Source organism: endosymbiont of Ridgeia piscesae, assembly GCF_001443665.1.
Taxonomy (GTDB): domain Bacteria; phylum Pseudomonadota; class Gammaproteobacteria; order Chromatiales; family Chromatiaceae; genus Endoriftia; species Endoriftia persephonae.
Window position 1 is genome coordinate 1 of the sequence record NZ_KQ557191.1, and the last position, 931, is coordinate 931.

General features: G+C 53.3%; 1 protein-coding gene. It reads right to left on the minus strand.

The genetic code is table 11. The annotated features are described in order from the left end of the window. Positions 1-38: 38 nt before the first annotated feature. On the minus strand, positions 39-800 hold the full coding sequence (locus tag Ga0074115_RS15535; protein WP_060528714.1) for a hypothetical protein: 762 nt from the start codon (positions 798-800) through the stop codon (positions 39-41). Positions 801-931: the final 131 nt, after the last annotated feature.

Genomic DNA, 931 nt, shown 5'->3' on the forward strand with positions numbered 1-931 from the left:
CTCCACTACATCTTTCCTTTTCTGATCACGCTGTTCTTTTATCGTAGCCATGGAAAGCAGTATACACTGCCAATACTTTCGGAACGATTAATACCCGTTGCGCTGCTGTCCTCTCTGTACGCACCAACAGCCAGGGTTCCGCCGTCACCACTGATCGCCATCCCCCAGCCGAAGCTATCCTTACTGTCGGTGTTGGAGGATTTAACGAAGGTCTTGCTGGCCCAACTGGCCCCACTGCGTTCATAGACAAAGACGGCACCAGCATTAGATGCCGTGCTATTTGTGCTGGCGTAGACTCCTCGGGTGCTACTGTTCTCACCATGGCTCCCCACCGCCAGCAGATTTCCGTCACTGCTCAGTGCCAGGGCGAAACCAAAGTAATCATAGTTGCTAGTCCGCGTCGAGGCTTTGATATAGGCCTGCTGGCTCCAAGTTGTTCCGCTACGACCAAAGACGTAGGCGGCACCAACACCGGCTAGAATGCCTGGATTCGGGGTTGAGTCAACCCCGGTGGTGTTGCTGTCTTCCTCCTTGGCACCCACCGCCAGAGTGTTGCCATCGCTACTAAAGGCCAGTGCAGAACCGAATCGATGGAATCGGCCAGCATTTGCGGCCTTGAGCATCGTCTGCTGGGACCAACTCCCCGAGTTACGAGTGTATACAAACACCGCACCGGAGCCTTTGCCTGCATCTGCAGGCCAGTTACCCAAGGCATCGGAATCCTCACCGATAGCACCGACCGCCAGAGTGTTGCCATCGCCACTCAGTGCAACCGAGATGCCAACATGGTCGTACCACACCGAGTGATCCGACTTGATATAGGCCTGTTCGCTCCAGCTATTAATCGTTCCGAAAGTATTGGCAGTCTATTTTTGAACTTGCCAAAATATACTTTGTATCTGACATGCGGAAGAAACTCTTAATCAGCGAA